Source organism: Caballeronia sordidicola, assembly GCF_002220365.1.
GTDB lineage: Bacteria > Pseudomonadota > Gammaproteobacteria > Burkholderiales > Burkholderiaceae > Caballeronia > Caballeronia sordidicola_C.
Genome location: NZ_MTHB01000165.1, coordinates 80392 through 107101 on the forward strand (window position 1 = coordinate 80392; position 26710 = coordinate 107101).

Here is a 26710-nt window from a genome sequence, read left to right on the forward strand (position 1 = left end):
AGGCTGCCCGCAATCCGCCTGCTCGCTTAAAAGCGTCAAGACGACGATTCGCCGCGATTACGGTTTCATGCGGCCAGCCTTTCAGCTTCGCTCAGTGCCTTTCGACTCGCTAAGTCCGGCATTCCGGCGGAGCGAGATTGGGCGGTAATGTTGGTGCTTCCGAAGGTGACGGACCCGCGCCCGGCGCCGGCAAGGAGGACGCTGTTTTCGTGGCGGCGAAACATTCCCACGTGATCGATCCGGCCTGAACCGACCCCTTCGTCAGAACCGTACGTGCAGTCGGTGTCTCGGCGTTGTCCGGGGTTGACGGCACAAGCACGAGCGTATTCGATCCGGCCGGTGCCACACGCGTGGAAAACGCGATGGTGACTTGCCCATTGGTATCGTCGACGTGAATCGACTCCACGTTCCGGGTCCCCGGCGGCGACGAATATCCCCCACCCAGGTCGGAGCCGCTCGCGGCATTTTCGGCCACCGCCAACCGTGCCGACGACGCCAGCGACAAGCCCTCGCCCACCCGGCTGCGCGCCAGATAATCCTGATAAGCCGGAATGGCGTATGCCGCGACCACGCCAACAATTGCCAGCACGATCATCAACTCGATCAACGTGAAGCCCATCCCGAAACGCTGTATCTTGCCGCGCGTAATCAGCCTTCGAAACCACGTTTTGCTGCCACCCGCTTCCTCTACCCTGCACATCGCTGCTGTTATTGCTGCTGTTATTGCTGCTGCCATCGCTGAACTCCCAAAAAGACGAAGCGCCTGGTTGCGTGATGCAATTCAGACGCTTCGATCTTATTGAGCGCCACCCGGTCTCAACAGTCAGCCAGACGGCCAACGGCCTGACCCAAAATCAGTGCGCAGCTTTCGATTCCGCCACCTGCACACGGCGGCGAAAATACCATCCGAAGCCCAGCACCAGCACCGCGCCTATCACGTGCGCCGTGTATTCGGCGCCCAGCACGTTCAACGCGGGCCAGCGGTCGAAGAATGGATCGTCGATCATCAATCCGCCCGCGATCCACCCGAGCAAACCGGCGCCGAGCGCAATCACGACCGGAAATTTGTCGAGCAGCTTCAGCACCAGCGTACTGCCCCACACGATCAGCGGGATGCTTACCAACAAGCCAAAGATAACCAGCGCCAGCCGATGCTGCGGATCGGCGCTCTGGGCTGCGCCCGCCACTGCGATCACGTTGTCGAGGCTCATCACGGCATCGGCCACGATGATTGTCTTGATCGCGGCCCAAAGCTGGTCGGTCGGCTTGATATTCGGGTTGCTGTGTTCCGGCATCATCAGCTTCACGCCGATCCACAGCAACATCAGGCCGCCGGCGAACTTGAGGAATGGGACATCGAGCAGCGCAACGGCGAACGAGATCAACGCAACCCGCAGCACGATCGCCCCGAGCGTACCCAGCAGCACGCCGCGCGTGCGTTGTTGCGGCGGCAGATTCCTGCAGGCGAGCGCGATGACGACGGCGTTGTCGCCGCCAAGGAGAATATCGACAACGATGATTTGCAGAACAGCGCCCCAATGGAGCGTGGAGAAAAATTCGAGCATGACAAAACCGGTAACAACAACGACAGAACGGACGCGCAATAAAAAAGCGGGGAAGCTTAGCTCCCCCGCTTTTAGAATCAACGCTTTACGAAAGGCTTACGTAAGCATAACTTAGCCCTGCGTTTTCTGTCGATCGGCAATTCCTTAAAGATTTTAAAGCATCGCCTTCAAGAGACGCGCCATTTCCGACGGGTTCTTCGTGACGGTGATACCGCACGCTTCCATGATTTCCAGCTTGGCATCGGCCGTGTCCGCACCACCCGAAATCAGGGCGCCTGCGTGACCCATGCGCTTGCCGGCCGGAGCCGTGACGCCCGCGATGAAGCCAACCACCGGCTTCTTCATGTTGTCCTTGATCCAGTAAGCCGCGTTCGCTTCGTCCGGGCCACCGATCTCGCCGATCATGATCACGGCGTCCGTGTCGGGATCGTCGTTGAACATCTTCATGACGTCGATGTGCTTCAGACCGTTGATCGGATCGCCGCCAATACCCACTGCCGACGACTGGCCAAGGCCAATAGCCGTCAACTGACCGACTGCTTCGTACGTGAGCGTGCCCGAACGCGACACCACGCCGATACGGCCCTTACGGTGAATATGACCCGGCATGATGCCGATCTTCAGTTCGTCCGGCGTGATCGTGCCCGGGCAATTCGGCCCGAGCAGCAGCGTCTTGCGATTTTCGCGACGCATACGGTCCTTGATCTCGAGCATGTCACGCACGGGAATGCCTTCCGTGATGCAGATCGCGAGATCCAGGTCGGCTTCGACCGCTTCCCAGATTGCAGCAGCGGCGCCAGCCGGCGGCACGTAGATCACCGAAACGGTTGCACCCGTTTCAGCCTTCGCTTCCGCGACGCTTGCGTAGATGGGAATGCCTTCGAAGTCTTCGCCGGCGCGCTTCGGGTTCACGCCCGCCACGTACGCTTCACGGCCGTTCGCATACTCGCGGCAAGCGCGGGTGTGGAACTGACCGGTCTTGCCGGTAATACCCTGGGTGATGACCTTGGTGTCTTTGTTGATCAGAATCGACATAGTGTGACCTCTGTTCGTCGACGTCGCTTTTAGCCTGCGTGCCTTGTTTCAAAGCACGGCAGGCGGGAAAGCGCCGCCTTTCGTATCTGGTGGAACGCTCATAATCCGGTGTTTTGTCAATCAACAAACAACCCGGATTACTTGCCCTCGGCTGCTGCGACGACCTTCTGCGCAGCTTCTTCCATGCTGTCGGCCGCGATGATCGGCAAGCCTGAATCCGCCAGCATCTTCTTGCCGAGATCTTCGTTCGTGCCCTTCATGCGCACGACCAGAGGCACCTTCAGCGACACGGCCTTCGACGCTTCGATCACGCCTTCCGCGATCACATCGCAGCGCATGATGCCGCCGAAGATGTTCACGAGGATTGCCTTCAGGTTCGGGTTCTTCAACATGATCTTGAAGGCTTCCGTGACCTTCTCGGTCGTCGCACCGCCGCCTACGTCGAGGAAGTTGGCCGGCTCGCCGCCGAACAGCTTGATCGTGTCCATGGTGGCCATTGCCAGACCCGCGCCGTTCACCAGGCAGCCGATGTTGCCATCAAGCGAAATGTAGGCCAGATCGAACTTCGACGCTTCCACTTCAGCCGGATCTTCTTCGTCGATATCGCGATACGCGACGATGTCCGGATGACGGAACAGCGCGTTAGCGTCGAAGTTGAACTTGGCGTCCAGTGCAATCACCTTGCCGTCGCCGGTGACGATCAGCGGGTTGATCTCGGCCAGCGATGCGTCCGTTTCCCAGAATGCCTTGTACAGGCCTTGCAGGATCGCGCGGGCTTGCGGGATCGAGCCTTCGGGGATGCCGATCTTGCGCGAGAGGTCGTCGGCGTCTTTGTCCAGCAGACCCGTCGACGGCTCGACGGCGAACTTGTGCAGCAGTTCCGGCGTCTTTTCCGCGACTTCTTCGATGTCCATGCCGCCTTCGCTCGATGCCATCACCACGACTTTTTGCGTGATGCGGTCGAGCACGAGGCCGACGTACAGTTCCTTCTTGATGTCCGCGCCTTCTTCGATCAGCAGGCGGTTCACCTTTTGGCCTTCAGGGCCGGTCTGGTGCGTGACGAGTTGCATGCCGAGGATCTGGTTCGAATATTCGCGAACCTGTTCCAGCGTCTTTGCAACCTTCACGCCGCCGCCCTTACCGCGACCGCCAGCGTGAATCTGAGCCTTGACGACCCATACCGGGCCGCCCAGCTCTTCAGCGGCCTTGACCGCATCGTCCACCGAGAACACGGGCTTGCCGCGCGGGACCGCGACGCCGAACTTCCGCAGGATTTCCTTTCCCTGGTACTCGTGAATCTTCATGCGTGATTCCTTCAGTCTGAGAGTTGGATTGAACTTCGATTACGTGGATTAATGAGTTGCTTGAATTACTTGGATTACCTGAATTACGTTCAGCGTTGCTTCCGGCGTTAAAAGTACGCGCATCCGGAGTCATGCTGATGTTTCCTGGCCGGCCAGTTCTGGGAACCTGCTCTTGCTAATGTCGCTTAGGTCGGCTAATTCCGATCAATTTCGCTGAGCCGGCTCCGCTTCGCTTCCGGCCTTTTGGGAGTTGTCCTGATCCGCTATCCGGTCTGCCGCGCCACGGGGCGCGTGACCGAACCAGCGCGGATAATATTGCCGAACGGCTTCGCCATCGAAACGCAACGCGTTGCAACGGCCAAGCTGGAATGGGGGTTTGTCGGTTTCTTTTCCGAAAGCGGTGCGTGCTGAACTATCTGATGATGTGCCGGGCGCGCCGCCCTTTTCGGTGTTCCACACTTCGCCGGCGAATGCCTGGATAGCGGCTGTGGGCAATACGGCGCAGAGTTCGGTGATGTGCGTGCAACCGGCCGTTCCGGCGAGCAAACGGCTGGATTCACGACGGAAATTTTGCACAAGATTGAGACCGATGAGGGCGCGATAAGCGGGGTTCGATGCTGCACACAGACCGGTATACGGAGCCCACTCGGAAGCCGCTTCGGCGTCGACGATAGTGAACGTGCGGTCGATGGTGATGCGCAGCCAGAGTTCATGGATCGGCAGGCCTTTGGGCCGGACGCCCGCCGCGAGTTTGACGTCGCGCGGCTTTTCATCGGTTAGACAGGCTTCGATATCCCACAAGCCATCTTCACGCTCAAACGCTTCCATTCGAATCGCGCGGCGATGGCGCAACTGTCGGGAAACGGGCGGAGAAAGCGGCATGTGCAGAGGAAGGCCGGAATGAGAAAACCCCCAAATTTTACCATACTGGGCATTTTCAGCCGGACCGAGTTGCCACGGGGAAGCTTGAGGGGCAATGCAGAGGCTTGTGCGGCGGTTTGTTTCGGGTTTGTTTCGGGTTTGTTTCGATACGGCTGCGGGTGGTGGGGAATTCTGCTCAGCGTCGGAGTTGGGTCGTAGCGTCAAAATAACGCCGACGCCTATTCGTCGATAAATTCGTCGTCGCCCGCCTTCAGCACTTTCATGATCGTGCCGCCAGTGAAGCCTCGCGTGGCGAGAAAGCGCGCTTGTTTCGCACGTTCGGCCGGCGTTGCCGGCTGTTCGCCGAATTTCTTGCTCCAGACCTCGCGGGCACGAGTGAGCTCGGTTTTTTTCAGCTCAGTGCCGGCATCCTGAATCAGCGTTTCGTCGATACCGTTGCGCTTCAACTCATTGACGATCCTGCTTGTGCCAAGACGGGTGCCGCGCCGATGAACAACGCTTTCGACAAATCGCTCATTCGATAACCACCCTTCCCGTTCAAGCGCGTCGAGCAAGGTATCGAGGGAATCGCCTTCGCCGAGATGTGGCGTCAGCTTGCGCGACAACTCGGCGCGGCTATGTTCACGACGCGATAAATAACCCAGCGCACGGCCGCGTAACGATAATTGCGGCCCCTTTCGCTTGGAATCGCCCGTTGCGGAGGACTTGCCACGGCCGGTAGAGCCACGCGTATAAACCGGTTCGGCGATTTGGCTTTGGCTAACTGCATCCGCCGCCGATGGCGCGCACTGTTCGAACGGCTCAAATGGATCGGCTATCTCGATGTTTGCGTCTCGCTGAATGCCCCGAGAAATAACCGGGGGTTTCGATTGCGATTTCCGGGCAGCTTTTGCCGGCGCGAGCTGTGATTGCACGAGTGCCTGTTCCAGCACTGCCCGAGCGCGCTGTAAGCGTTCCTCGGCGTCGACCGCGTCCAATCCGGCGGCCGAATCATGCTCCGCGGGATCAAGTTGTTGCTGGTCAACTTGAAGCACAACCGCAATATCAGCGTTTTCGGCGCTGTTCTCGTCAGCGGGTTTTGAAGACTTCGGCAAACCGCGACGGCTGGTCTTTCGGTCGGTAGATCGTTCGAAAACATCGTCGCCGTCAGCAGGCTGAGGTGCGGATTTCCCCCGCGAACCCTGGCCAATTGCTTTGCGCCCCGACAATCCACCACGTCCAAACTTGCTGCGATCACTCGATCGCTCGTACTCAGCCGGAGCATCTGCCGACGCACTCTTCCAAGATGACCGGGCCGACGCACCACCGCCAAACGATCCGCGTGTCGGATACGCGCGATCACTCGAGCGTTCGAACACCGGCTCGCCGTCCGGCTGCGTGGTATCGCCTGTTGCCTGCAGACTCGCGGCGATCGCCTCAGCCTTGCTGGTGCCAGACGACAAGCTTGAACCACCCGGGCGTCCAAAACTGCTTTTCCTGGCGAAGCTGCTGCCACTGCTACTACTCCCAGCACTCTTGCCGCTGGAAAACCCACCACCCTTATTAAACCCACTGCTTCGGCTCTTCTCGCCAGAAACCCCGCCACTCTTCGAGAAGCTGTTTCCAAACGAACGACGCGCCGGCGCAGATCCCTCCGCACCGACGCGTTCGCCTGCTGCTGCGCGGTATCGATCGCTGCTTCGTTCGTAGCGGTCGGCTCCTTCCTCTGCGTCGGGACTTTCGTCTTCGTCGCTTATGGACTTCGAGCCGTCCGGATCTTCATTTACGTCCTGCTCCGCGTCACGATTTGAATCGCGACCGGTCTTCGATCCGAACCGGCTCTTGCGCATCATCTTTACCGCCTAAAACTCATTCTTCTTCATCCGCCACTTCGGCAACACCCGGTGCAACCGAGTCGGCCATTGCATTGACGCCCAGCGATTCGCGAATCCGATTTTCGATTTCACGCGCCATGTCAGGATTCTCACGCAGGAATTCACGTGCGTTGTCCTTACCCTGACCAATCCGTTCGCCGTTATAGCTGTACCAGGCGCCTGCCTTGTCGACCAGCTTGGCCTGCACGCCCAGATCGATGATTTCGCCCTGACGCGAAATACCTTCGCCGTACAAAATGTCGAAGATGGCTTCGCGGAACGGCGGTGCAACCTTGTTCTTCACCACCTTTACGCGGGTTTCGTTGCCGATCACTTCGTCGTTCTTCTTGATCGAACCGATACGGCGAATGTCCAGGCGCACCGACGCGTAGAACTTCAGCGCATTGCCGCCCGTGGTGGTTTCCGGATTGCCGAACATCACGCCAATCTTCATGCGGATCTGGTTGATGAAGATCACCAGGCAGTTCGTACGCTTGATCGTGCCGGTCAGCTTGCGCAGCGCCTGCGACATCAAACGTGCTTGCAGACCAGGCAACGAGTCGCCCATTTCGCCTTCGATTTCAGCCTTCGGCACCAGCGCCGCGACCGAGTCGATCACGATCATGTCGATGGAACCCGAGCGCACGAGTGCGTCGCAGATTTCCAGCGCCTGCTCGCCCGTGTCCGGCTGCGAGATCAGCAGGTCCGACGCATTCACGCCGAGCTTTTGTGCGTAAGCGATGTCGAGCGCGTGTTCCGCGTCAATAAACGCTGCCGTGCCGCCGATCTTCTGCATTTCGGCAATCACTTGCAGCGTCAGCGTGGTCTTGCCCGACGATTCCGGACCGTAGATTTCCACTACGCGTCCACGCGGCAGGCCGCCAACGCCCAATGCAATATCCAGTCCGAGCGAACCGGTCGAGACCACTTGAATGTCTTCAATGGCTTCGCCAGCGCCGAGTCGCATGATCGACCCCTTGCCGAATTGCTTCTCGATCTGCGCGAGCGCGACGGCAAGCGCCTTGCTCTTCTCTGCAGACATCCCGCCCGGGCCTTTCTTGCTATCTTCCATGAATCGTCCTTTGCTATGATGAACGGCGTCTGGCGCATGCCCTTGGGACTTTTTTTCCGGCCGGGCGCACTGCTGCAGACACTGTATAAAAAAACAGGTGTTTTTGCAAGTCCGATCGAAGCGCGTAGTTTCAACGCCACGTTCGACCCATGCGAGACACCACTACACCTGGAGACCGCCGCGCCGGGCGAATTGCGGTGCCGGCAATGCCTTTTGCGCACACTACGATGCGAATCCTCATTGCCGAAGACGACAGCATACTCGCGGACGGTCTCATTCGATCACTCCGCCAATCGGGCTATGCCGTGGACCATGTGCGGCACGGCGTGGACGCGGACAACGCGCTTTCGCTCCAAACTTTCGACCTTTTGATCCTCGATCTGGGCCTGCCCATGATGTCCGGCCTGGAGGTCCTGAGACGCCTCAGAGCCCGCAACTCCCAGATGCCCGTGCTCATCCTGACGGCCGCCGACAGTGTCGACGAACGCGTCAAGGGCCTCGACCTCGGCGCCGACGACTACATGGCCAAACCGTTCGCGCTGAACGAGCTCGAAGCCCGCGTGCGCGCCCTCACCCGGCGCGGCGCGGGCGGCGGCCCCACGATCGTCAAACATGGCGCGCTTTCGTTCGATCAGGTCGGGCGCCTCGCGTCCATCAACGAGCAGGTCATCGAATTATCCGCGCGCGAACTCGGCGTGCTTGAAGTCCTGCTGCAACGGGTTGGCCGGCTGGTGTCGAAGGAACAGCTCGTCAACCACCTTTGCGAGTGGGGCGAGGAAGTCAGCAACAACGCGATCGAAGTCTATGTCCATCGGCTAAGAAAAAAAATCGAGCCCGGCGGGGCGCGGATCATAACCGTTCGCGGGTTAGGCTATAGCCTTGAAAAAGCCGTTGCCGCGGTGGCCACTTCTGTACCGCCCTCCCCGGCAAACGCCGACGAGCCTGTCTCGCCCAGCCCGCACTACAAGTAACAAGTAACCACGAGTAACCACGCCATGGGCTCGCCAGCGTCCCCCGAGCGCGCCGCTCCGGCGTTGCGCGAGCTGACACCTCTTTCGCCTGACTTGCCCGAAGCCGACCCCGACGCTTCCCGCGACGCGCGTTACGCGAATCCGTTCGCGCCGCCCGACGAGCTCGAGCCGGACGGCGAGCCCGCGCCGCGTTCGCTATTCGGCGAGATCCTGGACTGGATGCTCGCGCCGCTGCTGCTTTTGTGGCCCATGAGTATTGCGGTCACGTATCTCGTCGCCAAGTCGATTGCCAACGGGCCGTTCGACCGCGCGCTGGAGACGGATGCGTACGTGCTCGCACGGCAGATTGCGCCCGTGAACGGCGTCGCGGAATTGCGGCTGCCGAACGCCACCCGTGACTTCCTGCGCGCGGATAACGTGGACAGCGTGTTTTTCCAGGTGCTGGGAACGCGAGGCGAACTGGTAGGTGGCGACGCCGACATGCCCTTGCCTCACGACGATGACCGGCCACAGCCCGGCATCGTGGAGTTTCGCGACGACGTGCTGCGCGGCAACGACATTCGCGTCGCTTATACGACGGTGGAAGCGCCAACGCTCGCGCATCCGGTGCTGGTTCAGGTGGCCGAGACGCTCGATAAACGCAGCCAGTTGGCCAACGACATCATCAAGGGCGTGATCCTGCCGCAGTTCGTGATCTTGCCGCTGGCTATCGTGCTGGTCTGGTTCGGGTTGTCGCGCGGGCTCGCGCCGCTGCATGCGCTGCAAGCGAATATCCGCGCCCGGCGTCCCGACGATCTTTCACCGCTCGAAGCCAGCCGCGCGCCGCCGGAAATCGCGCCGTTGGTGGCGTCGTTCAACGATCTGCTCAACCGGCTCGAGCAGAACATGCAGTTGCAAAAGCGGTTCATAGCCGACGCCGCGCATCAGATGAAAACGCCGCTCGCGGGCTTGAGGACGCAGGCAGAGCTGGCGTTGCGGCAGGATGTATCGGCGGAAGTGCAGCGCTCGCTTGAACAGATTGCGACAAGTTCCGAGCACGCGGCGCGGCTTGTGACGCAACTGCTCGCGCTGGCTCGGGCGGAGAACCGGATGTCGGGGCAGATTTTCGCGCGCGTGGAGTTGACCGATCTCGCGCGGCTCGCCGTGCGCGACTGGGTGCAGGCGGCGTTGGCGAAACGGATGGACATTGGATATGAGGAGCCGTCGCATCCGGTCGAGGTTGAAGGCAATGCCGTGATGTTGCGCGAAATGCTGTCGAATCTTATCGATAACGCCATTCGTTACACCCCGCCCGGCGGCCGGATCACGGTCCGCGTGCGTGCTGACGAGTCCGACACGCGGCACGTCTTTCTCGAAGTGGAAGACACAGGATTGGGCATTCCTGAAGCGGAACGCACGCGTGTGGTGGAGAGGTTCTATCGCATTCTTGGGCGCGAAGGCGATGGCAGCGGACTCGGTCTTGCGATCGTCCGGGAGATCGCGATGATGCATGGCGGCACGCTCGATATTGACGATCACGTGTACGGCGAAGCGCCCCGGCAAGCCGGAACGCTTGTCCGAGTGGGCTTGAAGCGGGTTTATCCTGCCCGGGACAAACCCTGATCGAAGGTTGTCCGGTATTTTTTCACGATGCAATTTAGACGGATGTTAGCCAACTTATAGAGATAAAAGAAAGCATGTTGGAAGAATTTAGATCAATCAGAAGATAAGAAAGTACTTTAGCGACCTCCCCCTCCACGTCAGAACGCCGTAAGTTTTCCCTCCAATAATCGGTGCACGGCGCTGCTATCCGCAGATGCCATTCAAAGATCAATACAGGAGACGACTTCATGGCAACGGTCGAGGGGCGCATTTCCCACGCACCGATGACGAGCGAAGAACGGCGCGTGATTTTCGCGTCATCGCTAGGCACGGTGTTCGAGTGGTATGACTTTTATCTGGCGGGCTCGCTTGCTATCTATATAAGCAGGACGTTCTTCTCTGGCGTCAATCCGACAGCCGCCTTCATCTTCACCTTGCTCGGCTTCGCGGCAGGATTTGCCGTGCGGCCGTTCGGCGCGATTGTGTTCGGGCGTCTCGGCGATATGGTCGGGCGCAAGTACACCTTCCTCGTGACCATTGTGATCATGGGTCTATCCACGTTCGTGGTCGGGCTGCTGCCTGGGTACGGCACGATCGGGATAGCCGCGCCTGTGCTTTTCATTGCGATGCGGCTGCTGCAAGGGCTCGCGCTCGGCGGGGAATATGGAGGCGCGGCGACTTACGTGGCGGAACATGCGCCTGCCAACAAGCGCGGCGCATGGACAGCGTGGATCCAGACGACGGCTACGCTTGGGCTTTTCATCTCGCTGATCGTGATCTTGCTGGTACGGAGTTCTGTCGGTGAGGAAACGTTCGGCGCGTGGGGCTGGCGTGTACCGTTCCTGGTGTCGATCCTGCTGCTCGCTGTGTCCGTGTGGATTCGGTTGAAACTGCACGAATCGCCGGTGTTCGAGCGTATCAAGGCGGAAGGCAAGACGTCGAAAGCGCCGCTGACCGAAGCGTTCGGGCAGTGGAAAAACCTCAAGATCGTGCTGCTCGCGCTGTTCGGGCTCACGATGGGACAGGCCGTTGTTTGGTACACGGGCCAGTTCTACACGCTGTTTTTCCTGACGCAGACGCTGAAGGTTGATGGCACCAGCGCCAACATCATGGTGGCGGTGGCGTTGTTGATCGGGACGCCGTTCTTCCTGTTCTTCGGGTCGCTCTCGGACAAGATCGGGCGCAAGCCGATCATCATGGCCGGGTGCCTGATTGCCGCGCTGTCGTACTTTCCGCTCTTCCACGCGCTGGCTCACTACACGAATCCGACGCTGGAAGCCGCGACCTTGAAGGCGCCGATCAGCGTGATTGCCAATCCGGACGAGTGTTCGTTCCAGTTCAATCCGGTGGGGACATCGAAGTTCACGAGCTCCTGCGATATTGCCAAGAGCGCGTTGTCGAAGGCGGGTTTGAACTACGAGAACGTAGCCGCACCGGCCGGGACGATCGCGCAAGTCAAGGTGGGCGACGCCGTGGTGGACACGTATGACGGCAAGGCTGCCGATGCCAAGGCCCAGGGCGCTGCGTTCGACAAGAAACTGGCTGGCACGCTGAAGTCGGCGGGTTATCCGGCGAAGGCCGATCCGGCGCTGATCAACTGGACGATGGCTATTGTGATCCTGACCATCATGATGATCTTCGTGACGATGGTTTATGGGCCTATCGCCGCAATGCTCGTCGAGATGTTCCCGGCGCGGATCCGGTACACGTCGATGTCGCTGCCTTATCACATTGGCAATGGCTGGTTCGGCGGGTTCTTGCCGGCGACGGCGTTCGCTATCGTGGCCGCGAAGGGGAATATTTTCTCGGGGCTGTGGTATCCGATTGTGATCGCGCTGGCGGCGTTCGTGATCGGGATGCTGTTTGTTAAGGAGACACGCGGGACGGCGGTTTATGACTCGGATTGAGGGTTTTGGGGGATTCGGGGACCGGTTGTGGGGTGATCGCTTTCTGGGCTACTTTGTCTCTAGGAATCAGCTGGGAAGGGGTTGACAGGCTGCGCAACCCTCTTCATAATCTCGATCTCTTGGCGAATTAGCTCAGCCGGTTAGAGCGACGGAATCATAATCCGCAGGTCCGGGGTTCGAATCCCTGATTCGCCACCAAATCAAGCGTGAGGCCCGCACTCTAACGAGTTGCGGGCTTTTTGCTTTTGGCGCCGGTGAGCCAGTTTGTGAGCCATCTCTCATGAACCGACTGCCGCATCTCTACACAAACCGCTTCGGCGTCTTCTATCTCCGCATCATTCGCGACGGCCGCGAGGCCAAAAAATCGCTGCGCACCAAAGACTTCCGCCAAGCTAGAATCTACGCGCTCGCCTTTAATCTGGAGATTGCGATGGGCCGCCCGAAGATCACTGATTTCGACTTAAATGTCGACGCGATTAAACCTTTCGACGTGATCCTTCCGGACGGCACGCAAATCAAAGATCTCAACAGCGACGAAGACGTCCGCCGCGCGAAAGAGCTCTTTGGAGCTCGTTTTGAAACCGCCGCCCCGCTCCACTTCCCGATTCTGGCGCCCGAAACGCTCGCGGCGATGGCGTCGCAGCGCGCGGCCGACGACGCCAAGAAACGAAGCGCGAAGCCATTCGCGGACGTCGTTAAGCTTTACAAGAAAGAAAAGGCCCTCGACAACACCGCGCGAACTCTCACCGCCAAGCAGGGCGCCTTCGACGACTTTGCGAAAACCGCAGGCGAGCGCTCGATGGACGCTTATTCGCTCGACGACGCGATTGGCTATAAAAACCAACTCATCGAAAATGGCGGAAGCGCAAGCCGTATCAATTCGAAGCTTTCCTATCTTCGAGATTTGTTCGGATACGCCGTGGCGAATGGCCAGCACCTCGGGCCCAATCCTTTTGAAAACGCCAAGGTTTCTTCCAAATCCAAACTCGAACAGCAGAAACGGTCGTATAAACCCTTTTCCGCCGACGATCTCAAAACCATATTTTCGCCCGAGGCGTACGCCTTGCGAATGGACAAGCCTGCTTACAAATGGCTGCCCTTCTTGGCCTTGTATTCGGGGGCGCGCCTTGAAGAGCTTGCAAGCCTTGCTTTGAATCAAGTTCAGCAAGATGGCGACATTTGGTTTTTTGAAATTACGAAAGCGAAAAACGCGAATTCGCAGCGCCGCATCCCGCTTCACCGCGCGATCGTCGAATCCTCGTTTCTTGCTTACGTCGATAGCGTCAAGGAAAGCGGAGCGACCCAGCTTTTCCCTGAGCTCAAATCCGGAAAAAACGGCTATGGCAAAAATGTCACGCGGCGATTCGCCGATTATCTTGACGAACGGTTGATAAGCGACGACCGCAAGGTTTTTCACAGCTTCCGGCACACTTTCATCGCCCGCATGTCCGCTCGGAACGTGCATCCCGCGATGTTGATGGCGCTGGTCGGCCACTACGATCAAGCCAAGGTGGATTTCAGCAGCCCGCACTTCACAAACTACCAACACGACAAGACTCTCGCAGAACTGAAACAAACAATCGATCTGTTCGACCTTCAAGCGCCCTTGGCCTTTTGAAAAAATAGCAACGGCGATCAAATCCAGGGCAATGAACGCATGCTCCTCCCTATGAACGAAGCGATAGTGGCAGTCATTTGCCAATTAATCGACGACTCAAAAGCCAAGACTGCCGGGCGAGATTATCGCGAGCCGTCTCATGCAGACATCGAGTTTTGCGTCGATCAAGCCGGCCTTTCGGCGTTTGATCCCAAACAGCAAGGCCAAACCGTTGGCAAGGCCAAGCGAGTTCGAGCCATCCTTCACGCCGCAATGACGGACCAAGAAGAAGCCGGGAGCCGCCTGGCCCACGCCCTTTTGTCGAAAATCAGAGCGTGCGGGGGATTCAGGCCCGATTCGGCGCATTATGCGGGCGCGGAGGCAATCGCGAACGTCAAGGCAGCGTTCGCGACCGAAGGATTTTTGCTCACCGTAGATGGGACGGTTGAGACAACGGTTCTGTCGTCCTTGAAGGGGGTGGCGCTAACCCAAGCGCTCACCCGCTATGCCGCCCGCGCGCAGAGGAGCTCGCAAGACGCGGCTCTCCTCGCCGGGACCGGAAAGGACCTTATGGAAGCCACCGCGGCGCACGTCATGATGTCGACCCGCGGCGCCTACCTTGTCCACGCCAATTTTCGCGCGTTGCTCGGAACGGCGTTTATTGAACTTGGCCTAGCGGTGCCCGAACAGCCTCCGTCTCACGGCGAGTCTGCGGCGAAACCATTGGAACGCGCGCTGTTCGAAGCGGCCTGCGCGGCCAATCGCCTGCGCAACAAAGAAGGCAGCGGCCACGGCAGACCTTGGGTCCCCAACGTCCGCGACGAAGAGGGGAAGGCCGCGATCGAAGTCGCAGGCTGCGTCTCGGCTTATTTGCTTTCCAAACTCGTGGCGCGAACGAAATGACGCAATAGGCCTGGCCGACGTCATTTTCACAAACGACCGTTGCGCGCCCCTGCTCAGAATGGCCGCTCGCCTGTCCGCGCATGGGGAAATCCGCGAAACAGCCATGAACCGCAATCTGACTTGGATCGGATTCACCCTTGCCGATCTCTTGGTGAGCAGACGCGGAAGCATGGTCTCTAAACGCTGGATATCCCAAGAGGCCAAATTTTGCAGAGCGCCTCCCCCAGCAGTTTCCCTCTCGCCTCTATCGCCTCCTCATCCCAGATCGTCAGCGAGTCGAAATGACGGTTCAACCGAAGAACCGAGTTTTTGTATTCGACCCGTTTCAGATCGAGCGGCCCGTTGCTGGCCGCCGGATTCAGGTATTTGTTCAGCAGCGTGAGATTTCCCAGCGTTTGCAAACGTTGGTTGCGAGCGCGGATGCCCTCCGCGTGCTCCTCGAACTCGTCTTTCGCCAAAAACGGCATCGAGACGACATTCGCGGGAATCGAGACGCCGTTCAGTGGCCAATGCGCCGCCCATGACTGGGGCAAGACATGCTCGATTTGCAGATTGGTTTGAACGTCGAGACCCTCCGTCTTTTTCGATCGGAAGTGAATCTCCAATCGCTCCAAAATCACCCTCAAAGCTGGGGGTTTGAGCTCTGATCCGACTTTGCGCGTGATCGCCGACTCCAACACCTCGTTGTCGGTCGGCCAATGCCGGGTGGCGCCGCGGCCAGCCGCGAACTTTGCCTGCAACGCCGCGTGAACGTCGCTGGGCGGCAAGCCGCGAAGCGCGTTGATAACCTCGACGAAAAAGATGTTGTATTCCTTGGTCTCCAACCCCACGAACAAACGACGGGCGAGAAATGACTCCAAAAGCAGCAGGCAATCGGTGTTCTGTTGCTCATCAAGCCCCGCGTCCAACTCCAAATAAAGGATAAGCGGCAATGCCGTGGACACATCGAAGTCGATCAAGACTCGGCTGAAATCTGTGCTTTGCAAGGCGGCCGGCGCGGCTGACTCATATCGTCGGTAGACCGCTCCGTGCAGCGTGAAGTCGGCCAACTCCTCCTTCACGGACGGATAGAGCGAAGGCGTGGCGGTGATCCAATTCCGATATTCTTCGTTCACGCGTCGCGCATCAACCATTTGGCCGGTCTTCGCCATCAAGAAAAACCGTAATCCCAGGTCGAGCCTTGAATAGGTTCGGCCGCCCCGCTTGACCTCCGTGCTCCAAAAATCCGTCTCGAACTGGCTCCAATAAGTCTTGAAAATTTCGTCCCTGTCGACCTTCTGCTTCTCCGCGCGCATGAATATCAGGCTTCGCAAAAGATCGGATTGAGACAACGGCCGTCCCTGCGAATTTAGGGAGTAGAAAATCTCTTGGGAGTCGTCCCCTTCGGAGAGCGCGATCTCGACGACGCAGAAATCGCGTTGGAGAGACTGCAACAACGCGAAAGCGATCTCCTCGGGGCTCTTATGCGTCTCTTCGGCGTTTGCCGCCACCCATGCGGCGATGCTTCGATAAAAGTAAACATACGCGCCCACGAGATTGCTTCGTGGCTCGAACTTGCGCTTGTAAGGCAACTTGACCAGGGGATAGCGGGTTTCGACGGCAGCGAGGCTTCCGGCCTTGATGATGTTCCGGAAAAAGTCGCGGTTGAGCATCGACGGCCAGAGCTTGAACTCCTCCTCTTCGGGGCGCTCCATGACGTCAGGGTCGGCGTTTTCCAAATATCGAGATACCGTCCTGTCGAGCGACTTCCATTCGCTGGCTCTCGCGAAATCGCGATACGCGCACAAGAGCAATTGCAGTGTCGTCAATCGCTGCTGGCCGTCAATCACGAGAAACCGTTTCACTTCTCGCGGAGAGTCCGGGCGAACGCCTTCGACGATCAACGCGCCCAAGTAATGGGGATTTGTTTTGACGCCTTTCAGTTGCAGCGAAGTTTTCTCGACAATGTCTTCCCACAAGGTTTCCCATTGAGGGACCTGTTCCCAGACATATAGCCGCTGAAACATTGGCACGACATACCGCAGTTGCGAGTTGAACAACTCGTCGAGGGAGCGTGGGTTGGCTTGCATGCGTCCTTTTTATCGTTCTTGATTTCGCCGCAGGCATTCGATGCTCTGCGGGGCCCGCCTGATTATCGCTTGTCTGCCGATCAATCTCGCGGATGCGCCTGTGTTCAGAGACTCTGATTCGATCAAATCACGCGCTCAGCCTTTTTATTTTCCTCTGATGCGCCTCGACAAGGTCCTCCGGCATTTGCTCGACCTTTCCGGCCGCTTTGACCAACAACTCCCCTCGCGCTTCCGAGGGCGTGCAGCCAAACCGCTCTTTGAATGACCGGTTGAAGGTGGTTTCGCTGACGAAGCCAACCGAATAGCTTATCTCCGCGATCCGCTCACGCGCGTGCCTTGGTGCGGTCAGCCTTCTGAGGGCTTCATCGAGCCTGCGGTCTCTGACGCGCTTGGCGACTCCCCCCGACTCGGCGAACAGGCCATAAAGCGCCGTCCTCGATATTTTCAGAACCTTGCACAGCGCGGCGGGGCCAAGGTCCGCATCCAGCAAATGCCGCTCAATGTAGGAGCTTGCCTGCGCGCGCAGCATTGGCGAAAGCCGTGGATCGCTTTGCTTCACGCCCGGCTGCGCTTTCGGGAGAAGGCATGCAGCCAACAAGTCCAAGGTCGCGTCCGCCGCGAGATAGGTTTGTTCGGCGCTCATGCCCGTCGCCAAGCGCGCGAGCGTCTGCAAATGCGTGGCCACCATCGCGCCGATCAGATCGCTCGCCTCCCAACTCGCGCCATGAAGCCTTGCGCCCTCAGGCAATCGCCGATCGAGCGCCGCGCGAGACACGCTCAACGTCAGCATCGGCGCGTCGACCGCGAAGCCCACGTTCTCCACCGCCATGTCGCGGATCGCGATCGAATTCAAGGGGACTTTCTGCTGGCCTTGCGCGAACTCCGACGTGAGTTCGCCCGCGATCAAGCAATGGACAAGGTATTGATCGAGGCCTGACGTCGCGATCTTTTTCCGAGTTCTGTGGAATTGGACTTCGCCTTCGACCACGTGGTTGGTGAGCAGCATGGCCCCAAAGTCCCACGTCTTGATTTTCGCCGAGAGCGCCGCCTCTCGCGGCCTCCTCAACTCATACATCGGCCGCAAGGCTTCTCGCCAAATCTCCTCAGCGTCGTTCGCGTTCATCAAAGCGCTGTCGAATCTCAGGGGCGGCGGCATGCGTGGCTCTTTGTCGGGTTTCCCGAATGTTAGCCATGCATCCCCCCGTTTGCATTAAACGCCTGCAACAAATTTGGCCGCTTGGACGAAACGACCATAAAACCGGAACACGCCGACCGAAGAGCCAATCGCGTTTTGCCGATGATTAAGCCTATGAACGGGGAGCGCGAAAACCGCGCGAAAAATCAAACAATAGAGGGGGAAAGAATGGCCAAAGGAATCGAGCGCGAGGACATGCGCGCTAGCCGGCCCGGATTGGGAGCGCGCGAGCCGCGCTGCCGCCGGCGGTCACAACTTCTGGCGAGCGCGAGGCCGCCGAGGCGCGGCGGAAACCGCCGCTTCAATTTCGGCGCGTTCTCGCTCCGCCTCGCGTTTCCCGGCTGCGTCGACGCGCGTCCGCAGAATTTCGCGCTCCCGCGCGATCGCGGCCACGTCCGTGATGATTCGCAATATCGCGCGCCGATCGTCGCGAGGAAGGTCGCCGATCTGCGCTGCGATGGCCCCGGCGTCTTCGCCTGCGCCGCCCCGGTAATCGCCAAGCAAGGCGCTCAGCGGGCAACTGAAAAGCTCGGCGAATTGGCCCAACCGATGAATCGTGGGCGCGATCACGCCGTTTTCGATCCGGGAAACCGTTTCCTTCTCCAAGCCGATCGCGTCCGCGACGCGCGCTTGCGTGAAGCCCGCGGCTTTGCGCTGCCCCGCAATCGCCATCCCCACTTGGCGAATCAACTCTTCGGGGACCACCCCCACGGCTTTCATGTCGTCTCCCTTGCGTCACATAAAAACGACGCGAGCCGACATTTTCACGCTGGCCGTGACCCAAGAATTAACGTCTGACGTTAATATAACGACGCCATAAATCATTTTTAATGACGCAAAACATCATCGACGGCCAAGAGATCGGCGGGATGCAACGCGCAACGAGGAAACACAACAATGAATTCAGCCATCCAACGTTCGGCCATGGCAGCCGCCGCATCGCTCTCTTTGGCTTTGTCAGCCTGCGGGGGCGGAGGCGGCTCATCACCCTCTGCGGGGGCCGCGGCTCCGGCCTCCGGCGCAAGCGGCGCCTCTCCGGCTTCCGGGGCGAGCGCGACCCCGGCTTCGGGGGCAAGCTCAACGGCGGCCGCGGCGGCCATCTCGTTGTTCCCGGCGCCGGGCGCCGCTGTCTCCGACTATTTGCCGACCGGCGACATCATCAACGACTCGCTGGGCTACACGAACGCCAAGCGCGCCCAGCTCGGATTGCCGCAGGTCGCTTTCCAAGCGGCCGTCGCGCAAGCGGCCACGAACCATTCGCTTTACTCCCAAACGAACAACGCGCCGGGGCACTACGAGACGGCCGGGACGCCCGGCTTCACGGGCGCGACGCCCGCAGATCGCGTGACGGCGCTGTATCCGACCAACTCCGTAGGCGAAATCGTCGCGGGGCGAACGGGAGCGTTTCCCGCGTCGACGGAGCCCATCGAAGACCTTTTCGACGCTCCGTTTCACCGCGGCATCATGGTTTTCGACTTCGTTTTCGCGGGCGTCGGAGTGGCCCAAACCACGGACCCGACGAAATTCTCGGTGCTGACCGTCGACTTCGCCGACTACAAGGCTATTGTCCCTGACAACCAACTGATCGCTTATCCCTTTCCCGGCCAAGCGAACGCCAAAGCCGCGTGGCTCGATATCGAATCTCCGGACCCGCTGGCGGCGGCCCCTCAAAGCTACACGGGGCAGATGGTCGGCTATCCGATCACGCTCTCGGGGGCCGGAAACGCGTCGTTTTCGAACGTCGTTTTCAAGATCACGGACCCGACCGGCGCCGCCGTGCCTTGCCAAGAGGTCGACAACTCGAACAATTCCGAGGCGACGCGCCTCGCGCTGTGTGTGCCGTTCAAGCCTTTGCTCGCGTCGACGGCTTACAACGTCTCGGTCACGGGCTCGCTCACGAACACCACGATCCCCAGCCCGCAAGCCTTCGCCGTGAGCTGGTCGTTCACCACGCAACCGGCCGCGGCCGCGACGGCGAAGTCCGCGATCCCGGCCAGCGCCCCCGCGGTCCGCCGCTTCGTGGATTGACCGCGATGCGCCTGACGCCGACTTCACTCGAAAGCAAACCCTTGATGCGCTCAGCGCTCCACGGGGCGGCCAACGCTTCGGCTTTCGCTTGGCCCCTCGCCGCGGCGCGCCTCTGCGCCGCGATCGCGGGTGCCGCCCTCTCATACAACGCCCACGCCGAGGCCCTCTTGCCCGACCCATCGCCCCAACCGCTCACGCAAGCCCAAGCCCCTGTGTTCGCCGTGGGCGAGCGCTGGGAATTCGCTTACGAAAACTTCTTGGAGCCCCGCCTCAACGAGCATTACTCGCAAACCGTCGAGACCGCGGCGCAGGGCTCCGCGACCTTCGTGAACGACCGGGGCGGCCGCTTCCGTCTCGACTCGGACTCCAATCTCGTCCAGACGCCCGCCACGCGCTATGAGCCCAGCGACGGCCGCTTGAAATTCCCGATGGCGGTCGGCGTCCGGTGGTCGACGACCTATGTCGTGCGGTCTGGCTCCTGGACGGCCAAATGCGACCGGACAAGTTCAGTTGTCGCGGCGGAGCGCGTCAAGGTTCCGGCGGGCGAGTTCGACGCCTTCCGGATCGAGCAGAGAGTGGCGTGGTCGGGGATGGGCGCGAGCCAGGGCTCTGGGCTCACGATCGAACACGACTGGTATGCGCCCGCTGTCGGCCGGATCGTGAAAATCGAATATCAGGACATGCCGCTGAAAGGCCCGGTCACCGCCACGACCCTCCAGCTCATTGGGCACACGCTCGCCGCGGCGGCCGCGCCGGACGAGGCCTCCCGATGACTTCGCCAAACAACGCGCTTGGCCGCGCCGGCGCCACCAGCGCAAACCGCAAACCGATCGAATCTCGGTCAAAGGACCCACGCATGAACGCTTCATTTGAAATGCGGCCGGAAGGCGCACGCCTCTGGCCAGCGCCCCGCGCCTTCTTCGTCGCCGCCCTCGCGTCTTTGTCGCTCGCGGCCTGCGGCGGCTCGCCCAGCGAAAGCGACGTGCGCGCGGCCTTGTCCAAGCAAGTAGACGCTGGCTTGGAGCAGGCCCGGCAAATCGCCGGCAAAAACGCGTTTTTCGACCGCCAGGCGGCGGAGCGCCACGAAGAGGTCCAAGCGATGAAGCTCATCGGCTGCAAGTCCGACGGGGAAAAGGCCTATCTGTGCGACGTCGAGGGCAAGGGCGGCGCCGGACAGATTCGAATGCTCAAAGGCTCCGACGGCTGGCTCGCCAGCGATCCGAAAAGCTGATTCTTTCCGGCGGCGATCGGTCGCCGCCGAATGTTTTTCTGCAACGGCCCTTGGGCCAACCACCAGGGCGACGGCCTTCGCCGCGCCTGTCCATTCAACGAGAAGCAGGGAGCTTTGAAATGAACCAACCCAAACTGAACGTCGCCGCGATGCAATGGAGCGCGCTGGACCACATCGCCGATGTGAAACCCATCGGAGACGCGGACGCGGCCTGCCTGGAAGAAATTCGCCAAGTGCTGTTGAAGCACGGCCAAACCGCGCGCTTTGGCGTCTCGCTGCTGCACAGTCATTTTGACCTCGCGCCTGAGGAAATGATGCTTGAAGAAACGAACGTCGAGACCCGCGAGCAATGGGTCAGGCCCGTTTCTCGGCAGTATTTGACCGACAACGGCATCGTGGCGCAAACGACCGTCGTCTCGTTCGATGAGCGCGGCATGAACCAACTGTGTGGCTGCAATCCGCGCTCGTCAGGCCATTTTCATCTCTGAGCACCACGATAGCTCTTGCCCCTGCGGCGAACGCGCTTCGCGCGGCCGCCGCCCCTTCGCCAAACCGCTAAGCCAAGCCGCCCCAAACCGATCGGGGTTGGCGCGGCGCGCGCCGAGGAGCGCGAGCGAAAACCAAAACCATAAAAGCACATGAGCCATAAACATCACAAACAGCCCTCGCCCCCGTCGCCGATCGCGGCCCCGAGGAAACACAAGACCCAACCCTGCGCGCCGCTGATGCAGGCGCTGGCGGCCGCATGCGTGGCCATCGCCGCGCTGGGCGGCTGCGGCAAGAAGGCCGCCGAGACGACCCCAGGCTCATCAGCCGCGGCCAGTGAGGCGCCAAGCGCCTATCCCCTCCCGCGCGAATGGAACGACGCCGCCGCGAAGGCCGCCCTTGCCCAGGACTCCGGCCCGAAGAGCGCGTATGTTTGCCACTTCTCGTTTTCGGACGACCCGCAATTGGGGACCGACGCGCATCCGATCGACCGGCCCCAGATCGGCATGAAAAAGGTGTCGGAGACGCAGGAATCGGTCGACGCGACGAGCGCGAACAAAGCCCAAGAAATCATGGAAGCCGCGGTCAACAAGTCTCTGCCGATCGGCCCGTGCACGGCCGACTTGTCCGCCACGGCAGTCGACAAGTCGATCCCGCTCTCCCGATACGCGGATGTGCAAAGCGGCTCGCAAATAGCCGTCCTTTATTACCTTTACGCCAAGGAGCCGTTGCCCACGGCTGAGCTCGCGCAGGCGTTCGACATGGATTACCGAAACACCAGCGACGCGTTCAAGCGGGAGGATCGGGCGAAAACGCTCGCCCCGAAATACGAGGCGCAGCAGAAAGACGAAGCCGCCTTCCCTTATTTCAAAGTCAAGGTGTCCGCCTCGCTCGGCCACTACAACCCGCAAACCAAGTCTTTCCCGCTGTTCGAGCTGGCGCTCGACGGCAACTCGCGGCTCAGCATGAACGACAGCTCGGACTATGCGATCGTGCCGCGCGGCGACGCCCGATTCGCGTCGATCACGCCCGCCGGCGAAGACCAAGCCCGCGCGTTGGAGGCCAAGGTCAGCGCGAGCGGGCGAGATCGCATGAGCGTCAATGTAGATTTGTATGTGAAGGCCGCGGACGCCGTCAGTTTCGCCACGCGCAAAGACGTGGTCGCCAAAGTCGTCGCGGCGCATATCACGGACGAAGCGGGAGGGACGATCGCCGACCTTCAATGACGCCCTTTCCGCCAACGCGAACGGGGCCGCTCGTAAAGGCCCGCTCACAGCGCCCAACCTTTTATTCACCTATCCACTCACTGGCTCCAATCATGTCCACCCAATCGAAAATCGCAAGCAGTGAAACGCAAGAGAAACGCGGCCGCGCCTTCGGCAAAGGCGCGGCCATCTACACATTTTTGGTCCTCACCTCGATCCCAATTTTGAACATCATTTTCGGGATGCTCCTCGTCTTTTGGTTCGCCCGGCTGATCTTCTCGCGCAGCGGCCAAATGGGGAAAGACTTCGCCTGGCTGTTCGCGGGCGCCGCGCTTTGCATGTTCGGCTTTGCCCTTCCGGCCATCGCCGAAACTTGGCACATGGGCTTCGGCAAGGGTTGGGTTGTCGAAGTGGTCCTGAACCTATTTGTGTGCCTCTTCGTCGTCGGCGGCCGCTTGGGGCATTTGTTCGCTGCTGATCATGCTGCCGCGAAGGCGAACTGACCCAGCGCGCTGGCTTTCGGCCAAATGGCCTTTCGTCGCGGCATGTTTGGCGCGGGCGTCCCCGGAATACTGCGCGGAGCCTCATTTGATTCTGTCCATGATCCATCGACGCCATCCGCTTAGAAATCCCCTCAATCGGCTTGCACTCCACCGACCCGCATCGCTGCTCGCATAGTCCCGCGCCGCCTCATAGCCCTCCTCGCGCCGATCGTCCCAATATCTTTCCTCGGCGCGATCATCGTCTTCCTTCTCGCTCTGGGTTCGATCGTCAAAGGGAATTTGCCGCGAACGGCCACTAATTCGCAGAGCGCATTGATCGTGCTCTTCGGGAACGTGGGGCACGTCGCGCGAGGCGCCAGCGGGAGCGGCTATTTCGTTGGTTTCTTCGCGGTCAGGATGGATCATGCTGAATCTCCTTGGTTGTGTGAGTCATTGGCCAATTCAAGAGGGCCTCGCAATCGGATGTTTGGCCCTCAACCCCCATCGCCGGCCAATCTCTGCATTTCGTGCACATAGCCGCCCTCGTCCTCAGAACATGGCGTTCCGGTCGGCGAGTCGGCGATGTCCTTCCCGCTGTTCGCCGCGACCGACGGGTCTTTGATCGCGGCGAACGCGGCGTCAAAATCCACCGGATGCGCAAGGCCTGATTTGCGAAGGCCAAGCGTCCAAGGCGCAGGGACGTGAGCGGCGCGAACCTTTTCGACGTCAAGGAACGGAAAGAAAAGCTCATGGGCGTCCCCTCCTGTGAAGACAAGCAGCTTTGCTCCCTTGCCATCCGGGGTTGGTCCGAGACGTGAAACAAGCTCGCTGGGCGAATAGAGCGGAACGGTTTCTCGCGAAAACGAGATTCCGCTGGATTCGCCGCTCGCCGACATGGAAGACGAGACGTTCATGCGCTCGTGCTCTCGGGAGCCGATCGTTTTGCAAAGACGATCGGCGGTGTCGCCGGGGGATATTTGGCCAATGACCAAAGTCCCGCACATGGATGCAAGCGCTCGAACCATGGGCTCTCCATGGATTTCTTCAAGCTGCGCGAAGTCTTGGCAAGCGATCACGCAACGCACCCCGCGCGAGCGGCCCACCGCAAACAATTGGCGGATGGGGACCTTGCCCATTTGCGGCAATTCGTCCGCGACAATCCAAAGTTTTCGCTTTGTGTCGTCGGTCATCTCAACGCTGTTGACCGTGGCCGAGATCAATCCGACTATTGCCGAAACGTATCTTTGCGTCAGTTCCTCATAAGCCCCATGTCCTTGCAACACGATCTGGCGCCGGCTCGATTTGCCTTTCGTCCAGCGTCGAAAGCCAATGCGCCTCTCGCGAGGCGTCTCGCCCCACGCCTCAGCAAGGTCGAGAATGGGCGAGCAAAAAGAGGCGAGATTGATCAAGACGCCCTGCGTCGTGACCGACGCCCGCTCGACGACCCGCACGGCTTCTGGATGGTGGTCGCGCATGATCGCAAGAAGCTCCGGCTGGGAGAGCGCGACAAGCGCGGCAAGGTCGCGCCAGCCCCAATCACTCCCCTTTGTCTGCCGCAGATAGATCAGCAAGCCGCAAAGCAACTGACGCGCCGCGTTGGACCACATTGGATCTGAGCTCTCCGCAACGATGGCCGCCGCGAATCCCCGCATATGCTGCGTGTTGGTCAAGTCTGCTGCGATGTCCCAAGCAAGACTGCGCGAATCCCATGGGGCGATGATCGCCGCGCGCCCTAATTCCTCCGTAAATTCACCCTTCGGGTCAAACACCAAGGCTCTCTCGTTTGCGTTGGCAATCGCGTGAAGCAACGGTTTAATGAAGGTCGTTTTGCCGCCTCCCGTGCCGCCCAAGACCAACACATGTCGAGTCCACATGTCTCCGGGAAACGGCGCGCTCGGAGCGATGTCATGGTCGGGCCGAAGCCGAGATTGTTTGGCGAACCGTCGGCGCAGCGCGCGCGTGGCTTCGCGGCCTTCGTGCCTCTGCGGGCCTCGCTCGAAAAACAAGCCGGTTCGCGCCTTCAGCAACGACCGCGCCAAAAATGCCGCTGGGGCGACCGCCGCAATACATGCGACGCCCGCGCGCGCGATGAGCGCCGCCTTGTCCTCAAAAGCGAGTTGAGACAAGAAGCTTGCATAGGTCGCCCAAGCCGACCGGAACAACGACGGCGCGAGCAAGTGGACGGCGCTTTCAGCCAGGAAAACAGCGTGCTCGCTAAGCTCGCCGGGAGGCGCGCCCAGCAATGGCAACGGCCTCCACAACGCCGCGAGCGCCCCGATGCCCGTGGCCAATCCAAGCGCCCCGCTTGTTCCGATCCAGCCGCGCCAATCGACGCGTTTGGCTGAGGGGTTGTTGGCTGAATGTCGTGGGGTCATCTCTTGGCGCTCCGGATATGAAGTTGCATCCGATAAGGCCAACCAGTCGCTGTCTTGACCCGCTGACTCGACGAATGGGCGTTTTGCACGCCGTTTGTCAGCAACCTTTTAATTAGACGTGTCGAGCAATGGTTTCACCGGCATTTGATCTTGACGGACCGTGCAACCGATGAGGTCTTGGTTCGTTTCCTTTAACAACCGGCAGAGGCGCAATGACGAAACAATCACCCCAGGGCACGCAAAATAAAACGAAAAAGAACGTAAAGGCGTCACGCATATTTAAGGCCTATGCAAAGCTCAAGCCAAACGAATGGACTGCTTTGAATAAAACTGCGCTGTGGCTTCTTGGAGGCACCGAATTCAGCGAACCGCACGACCTTGTCAACGAGGCCGTTTTCAGAATGGCCAACGGGAAAAGGACTTGGCCTGTGGCGGTGCCGTTTGCCGTCGCTCTCGCCATGTGCATGAAAAGCTTGTCGAGCCACGATCGTCGAGCCGTGGGTATGCGGCGCAAAAAAATTTGCTCTATCGACGACATGACGCAGGAGCTCGTCGAGTCAGGCGAGGTTTCCCGCTCGGCGGAGGACGCGTTCATGGCCGCAGAAACGTTTCGCGAACATGCTTTGGCGGTCAACAAGGAGCGGGCTGCGATGAGAGACGACCCGATCGCGAAAATGGTTTTCAACGGGATCATCGACGGGTCCAGCGCGCCGGAAATGCGCCTTCGGCACAAGCTGTCGCACGCGGAGTTCAAAGCAGCTCGGCAGCGCGCCATGCGCCGCATCGAGCGCGTGTTCGGCCCAGCGCCCGGCTCCCGCCCCGAACCGGCGCGCAGCCGCCCTCATCCGGACCCACGAAGCGATGTTCGCTCCAATCAGGATTACGGCCACGACGACTGCGACTTCCACGCATAAGCGGCCACGCGGCGGAGCCCACCGCACCTTCCCGACCACGTCGCAAAAACGCCCG

The 26710-nt window shown here is 60.1% G+C and carries 24 protein-coding genes and 1 tRNA gene; 13 read left to right on the forward strand and 12 right to left on the reverse strand.

Annotation, left to right across the window (positions count from 1 at the left end; all coding sequences use genetic code 11):
• Positions 1 to 109 precede the first annotated feature (109 nt).
• The 7 genes from BSU04_RS24460 to recA form a co-directional block, all read right to left on the reverse strand.
• Positions 110 to 736: a pilin gene (locus BSU04_RS24460; protein WP_306427221.1), complete on the reverse strand. Its 627-nt coding sequence runs from the start codon at positions 734 to 736 to the stop codon at positions 110 to 112.
• Between the two features lie 118 nt (positions 737 to 854).
• A complete protein-coding gene (locus BSU04_RS24465) occupies positions 855 to 1565 on the reverse strand; it encodes a TerC family protein (RefSeq protein WP_089162998.1) in 711 nt (236 codons plus the stop codon).
• A 153-nt stretch (positions 1566 to 1718) separates the two neighbouring features.
• The gene (gene sucD / locus BSU04_RS24470; RefSeq protein ID WP_031359567.1) at positions 1719 to 2600 is read right to left on the reverse strand and encodes a succinate--CoA ligase subunit alpha; all 882 of its coding nucleotides are present in this window, start codon (positions 2598 to 2600) and stop codon (positions 1719 to 1721) included.
• A 137-nt stretch (positions 2601 to 2737) separates the two neighbouring features.
• Positions 2738 to 3919, reverse strand: a complete 1182-nt coding sequence (gene sucC, locus BSU04_RS24475; protein ID WP_306427222.1) for an ADP-forming succinate--CoA ligase subunit beta — start codon at positions 3917 to 3919, stop codon at positions 2738 to 2740.
• A 189-nt stretch (positions 3920 to 4108) separates the two neighbouring features.
• The gene (locus BSU04_RS24480) at positions 4109 to 4786 is read right to left on the reverse strand and encodes a DUF2889 domain-containing protein (protein WP_089163000.1); all 678 of its coding nucleotides are present in this window, start codon (positions 4784 to 4786) and stop codon (positions 4109 to 4111) included.
• A 218-nt stretch (positions 4787 to 5004) separates the two neighbouring features.
• On the reverse strand, positions 5005 to 6618 hold the full coding sequence (gene recX, locus BSU04_RS24485) for a recombination regulator RecX (RefSeq protein WP_256983269.1): 1614 nt from the start codon (positions 6616 to 6618) through the stop codon (positions 5005 to 5007).
• 16 nt (positions 6619 to 6634) lie between these two features.
• On the reverse strand, positions 6635 to 7711 hold the full coding sequence (recA, locus tag BSU04_RS24490; RefSeq protein ID WP_089163001.1) for a recombinase RecA: 1077 nt from the start codon (positions 7709 to 7711) through the stop codon (positions 6635 to 6637).
• A 227-nt stretch (positions 7712 to 7938) separates the two neighbouring features.
• Here recA and BSU04_RS24495 point away from each other — a divergent pair, with 227 nt between their 5' ends.
• From BSU04_RS24495 to BSU04_RS47890, 6 genes are all read left to right on the forward strand, one after another.
• Complete coding sequence (locus tag BSU04_RS24495; protein ID WP_089163084.1) at positions 7939 to 8682, forward strand: response regulator; 744 nt, start codon at positions 7939 to 7941, stop codon at positions 8680 to 8682.
• Positions 8683 to 8706: 24 nt separating this feature from the next.
• The gene (locus tag BSU04_RS24500) at positions 8707 to 10284 is read left to right on the forward strand and encodes a sensor histidine kinase (RefSeq protein ID WP_089163002.1); all 1578 of its coding nucleotides are present in this window, start codon (positions 8707 to 8709) and stop codon (positions 10282 to 10284) included.
• Between the two features lie 227 nt (positions 10285 to 10511).
• Positions 10512 to 12170 (forward strand): MFS transporter, encoded by a 1659-nt coding sequence (locus BSU04_RS24505; protein WP_089163003.1) that lies wholly within the window; start codon positions 10512 to 10514, stop codon positions 12168 to 12170.
• 121 nt (positions 12171 to 12291) lie between these two features.
• Positions 12292 to 12368 (forward strand) — tRNA-Met (locus BSU04_RS24510).
• An 82-nt stretch (positions 12369 to 12450) separates the two neighbouring features.
• Positions 12451 to 13788 carry a site-specific integrase gene (locus tag BSU04_RS24515; RefSeq protein WP_089163004.1) on the forward strand — a complete coding sequence of 446 codons (1338 nt, stop codon included), beginning with the start codon at positions 12451 to 12453 and terminating at the stop codon, positions 13786 to 13788.
• Between the two features lie 549 nt (positions 13789 to 14337).
• Positions 14338 to 14670 (forward strand): abortive infection family protein, encoded by a 333-nt coding sequence (locus BSU04_RS47890; RefSeq protein ID WP_256983270.1) that lies wholly within the window; start codon positions 14338 to 14340, stop codon positions 14668 to 14670.
• Positions 14671 to 14846: 176 nt separating this feature from the next.
• On the opposite strand, the gene BSU04_RS24525 is transcribed toward BSU04_RS47890, so the two are convergent.
• From BSU04_RS24525 to BSU04_RS24535, 3 genes are all read right to left on the reverse strand, one after another.
• Complete coding sequence (locus BSU04_RS24525) at positions 14847 to 16739, reverse strand: DUF262 domain-containing protein (protein WP_089163006.1); 1893 nt, start codon at positions 16737 to 16739, stop codon at positions 14847 to 14849.
• Positions 16740 to 16866: 127 nt separating this feature from the next.
• The gene (locus tag BSU04_RS24530; RefSeq protein WP_089163007.1) at positions 16867 to 17895 is read right to left on the reverse strand and encodes a helix-turn-helix domain-containing protein; all 1029 of its coding nucleotides are present in this window, start codon (positions 17893 to 17895) and stop codon (positions 16867 to 16869) included.
• Between the two features lie 288 nt (positions 17896 to 18183).
• Positions 18184 to 18654, reverse strand: coding sequence for a helix-turn-helix domain-containing protein (locus BSU04_RS24535; protein WP_089163008.1), 471 nt, complete (start codon positions 18652 to 18654; stop codon positions 18184 to 18186).
• 177 nt (positions 18655 to 18831) lie between these two features.
• Between BSU04_RS24535 and BSU04_RS24540 the strand changes: the two genes are divergently transcribed.
• The 6 genes from BSU04_RS24540 to BSU04_RS24565 all read left to right on the forward strand — a co-directional run bounded on the left by BSU04_RS24540 (position 18832) and on the right by BSU04_RS24565 (position 23387).
• The gene (locus BSU04_RS24540) at positions 18832 to 19962 is read left to right on the forward strand and encodes a CAP domain-containing protein (RefSeq protein ID WP_256983271.1); all 1131 of its coding nucleotides are present in this window, start codon (positions 18832 to 18834) and stop codon (positions 19960 to 19962) included.
• A 5-nt stretch (positions 19963 to 19967) separates the two neighbouring features.
• Positions 19968 to 20735: a hypothetical protein gene (locus tag BSU04_RS24545; RefSeq protein WP_089163009.1), complete on the forward strand. Its 768-nt coding sequence runs from the start codon at positions 19968 to 19970 to the stop codon at positions 20733 to 20735.
• Between the two features lie 83 nt (positions 20736 to 20818).
• The gene (locus BSU04_RS24550; protein WP_144021337.1) at positions 20819 to 21193 is read left to right on the forward strand and encodes a hypothetical protein; all 375 of its coding nucleotides are present in this window, start codon (positions 20819 to 20821) and stop codon (positions 21191 to 21193) included.
• Between the two features lie 119 nt (positions 21194 to 21312).
• On the forward strand, positions 21313 to 21681 hold the full coding sequence (locus tag BSU04_RS24555) for a hypothetical protein (protein ID WP_089163011.1): 369 nt from the start codon (positions 21313 to 21315) through the stop codon (positions 21679 to 21681).
• 237 nt (positions 21682 to 21918) lie between these two features.
• Positions 21919 to 22905 carry a hypothetical protein gene (locus BSU04_RS24560; protein ID WP_089163012.1) on the forward strand — a complete coding sequence of 329 codons (987 nt, stop codon included), beginning with the start codon at positions 21919 to 21921 and terminating at the stop codon, positions 22903 to 22905.
• 92 nt (positions 22906 to 22997) lie between these two features.
• Positions 22998 to 23387, forward strand: coding sequence for a hypothetical protein (locus tag BSU04_RS24565; RefSeq protein WP_089163013.1), 390 nt, complete (start codon positions 22998 to 23000; stop codon positions 23385 to 23387).
• 81 nt (positions 23388 to 23468) lie between these two features.
• Here BSU04_RS24565 and BSU04_RS24570 read toward each other — a convergent pair whose 3' ends face one another.
• Positions 23469 to 23792, reverse strand: coding sequence for a hypothetical protein (locus BSU04_RS24570; protein ID WP_089163014.1), 324 nt, complete (start codon positions 23790 to 23792; stop codon positions 23469 to 23471).
• A gap of 68 nt (positions 23793 to 23860) precedes the next feature.
• Positions 23861 to 25741, reverse strand: coding sequence for a type IV secretion system DNA-binding domain-containing protein (locus BSU04_RS24575; protein WP_089163015.1), 1881 nt, complete (start codon positions 25739 to 25741; stop codon positions 23861 to 23863).
• A gap of 212 nt (positions 25742 to 25953) precedes the next feature.
• Here BSU04_RS24575 and BSU04_RS24580 point away from each other — a divergent pair, with 212 nt between their 5' ends.
• A complete protein-coding gene (locus BSU04_RS24580; protein ID WP_089163016.1) occupies positions 25954 to 26655 on the forward strand; it encodes a hypothetical protein in 702 nt (233 codons plus the stop codon).
• The last annotated feature ends 55 nt before the right edge of the window (positions 26656 to 26710 follow it).

Bases quoted from the DNA above. Each gene is read 5' to 3' on its own strand.
- recX (WP_256983269.1), bottom strand. From the start codon at position 6,618: ATGATGCGCAAGAGCCGGTTCGGATCGAAGACCGGTCGCGATTCAAAT.
- BSU04_RS24570 (WP_089163014.1), bottom strand. From the start codon at position 23,792: ATGATCCATCCTGACCGCGAAGAAACCAACGAAATAGCCGCTCCCGCT.
- BSU04_RS24550 (WP_144021337.1), top strand. From the start codon at position 20,819: ATGAACGCTTCATTTGAAATGCGGCCGGAAGGCGCACGCCTCTGGCCA.
- BSU04_RS47890 (WP_256983270.1), top strand. From the start codon at position 14,338: ATGGAAGCCACCGCGGCGCACGTCATGATGTCGACCCGCGGCGCCTAC.
- BSU04_RS24540 (WP_256983271.1), top strand. From the start codon at position 18,832: ATGAATTCAGCCATCCAACGTTCGGCCATGGCAGCCGCCGCATCGCTC.
- recA (WP_089163001.1), bottom strand. From the start codon at position 7,711: ATGGAAGATAGCAAGAAAGGCCCGGGCGGGATGTCTGCAGAGAAGAGC.
- BSU04_RS24555 (WP_089163011.1), top strand. From the start codon at position 21,313: ATGAACCAACCCAAACTGAACGTCGCCGCGATGCAATGGAGCGCGCTG.
- sucD (WP_031359567.1), bottom strand. From the start codon at position 2,600: ATGTCGATTCTGATCAACAAAGACACCAAGGTCATCACCCAGGGTATT.
- BSU04_RS24505 (WP_089163003.1), top strand. From the start codon at position 10,512: ATGGCAACGGTCGAGGGGCGCATTTCCCACGCACCGATGACGAGCGAA.
- BSU04_RS24500 (WP_089163002.1), top strand. From the start codon at position 8,707: ATGGGCTCGCCAGCGTCCCCCGAGCGCGCCGCTCCGGCGTTGCGCGAG.
- BSU04_RS24460 (WP_306427221.1), bottom strand. From the start codon at position 736: ATGGCAGCAGCAATAACAGCAGCAATAACAGCAGCGATGTGCAGGGTA.
- BSU04_RS24545 (WP_089163009.1), top strand. From the start codon at position 19,968: ATGCGCCTGACGCCGACTTCACTCGAAAGCAAACCCTTGATGCGCTCA.
- BSU04_RS24575 (WP_089163015.1), bottom strand. From the start codon at position 25,741: ATGACCCCACGACATTCAGCCAACAACCCCTCAGCCAAACGCGTCGAT.
- BSU04_RS24580 (WP_089163016.1), top strand. From the start codon at position 25,954: ATGACGAAACAATCACCCCAGGGCACGCAAAATAAAACGAAAAAGAAC.
- BSU04_RS24565 (WP_089163013.1), top strand. From the start codon at position 22,998: ATGTCCACCCAATCGAAAATCGCAAGCAGTGAAACGCAAGAGAAACGC.
- BSU04_RS24535 (WP_089163008.1), bottom strand. From the start codon at position 18,654: ATGAAAGCCGTGGGGGTGGTCCCCGAAGAGTTGATTCGCCAAGTGGGG.
- BSU04_RS24480 (WP_089163000.1), bottom strand. From the start codon at position 4,786: ATGCCGCTTTCTCCGCCCGTTTCCCGACAGTTGCGCCATCGCCGCGCG.
- BSU04_RS24515 (WP_089163004.1), top strand. From the start codon at position 12,451: ATGAACCGACTGCCGCATCTCTACACAAACCGCTTCGGCGTCTTCTAT.
- BSU04_RS24495 (WP_089163084.1), top strand. From the start codon at position 7,939: ATGCGAATCCTCATTGCCGAAGACGACAGCATACTCGCGGACGGTCTC.
- BSU04_RS24530 (WP_089163007.1), bottom strand. From the start codon at position 17,895: ATGCCGCCGCCCCTGAGATTCGACAGCGCTTTGATGAACGCGAACGAC.
- BSU04_RS24525 (WP_089163006.1), bottom strand. From the start codon at position 16,739: ATGCAAGCCAACCCACGCTCCCTCGACGAGTTGTTCAACTCGCAACTG.
- BSU04_RS24465 (WP_089162998.1), bottom strand. From the start codon at position 1,565: ATGCTCGAATTTTTCTCCACGCTCCATTGGGGCGCTGTTCTGCAAATC.
- BSU04_RS24560 (WP_089163012.1), top strand. From the start codon at position 21,919: ATGCAGGCGCTGGCGGCCGCATGCGTGGCCATCGCCGCGCTGGGCGGC.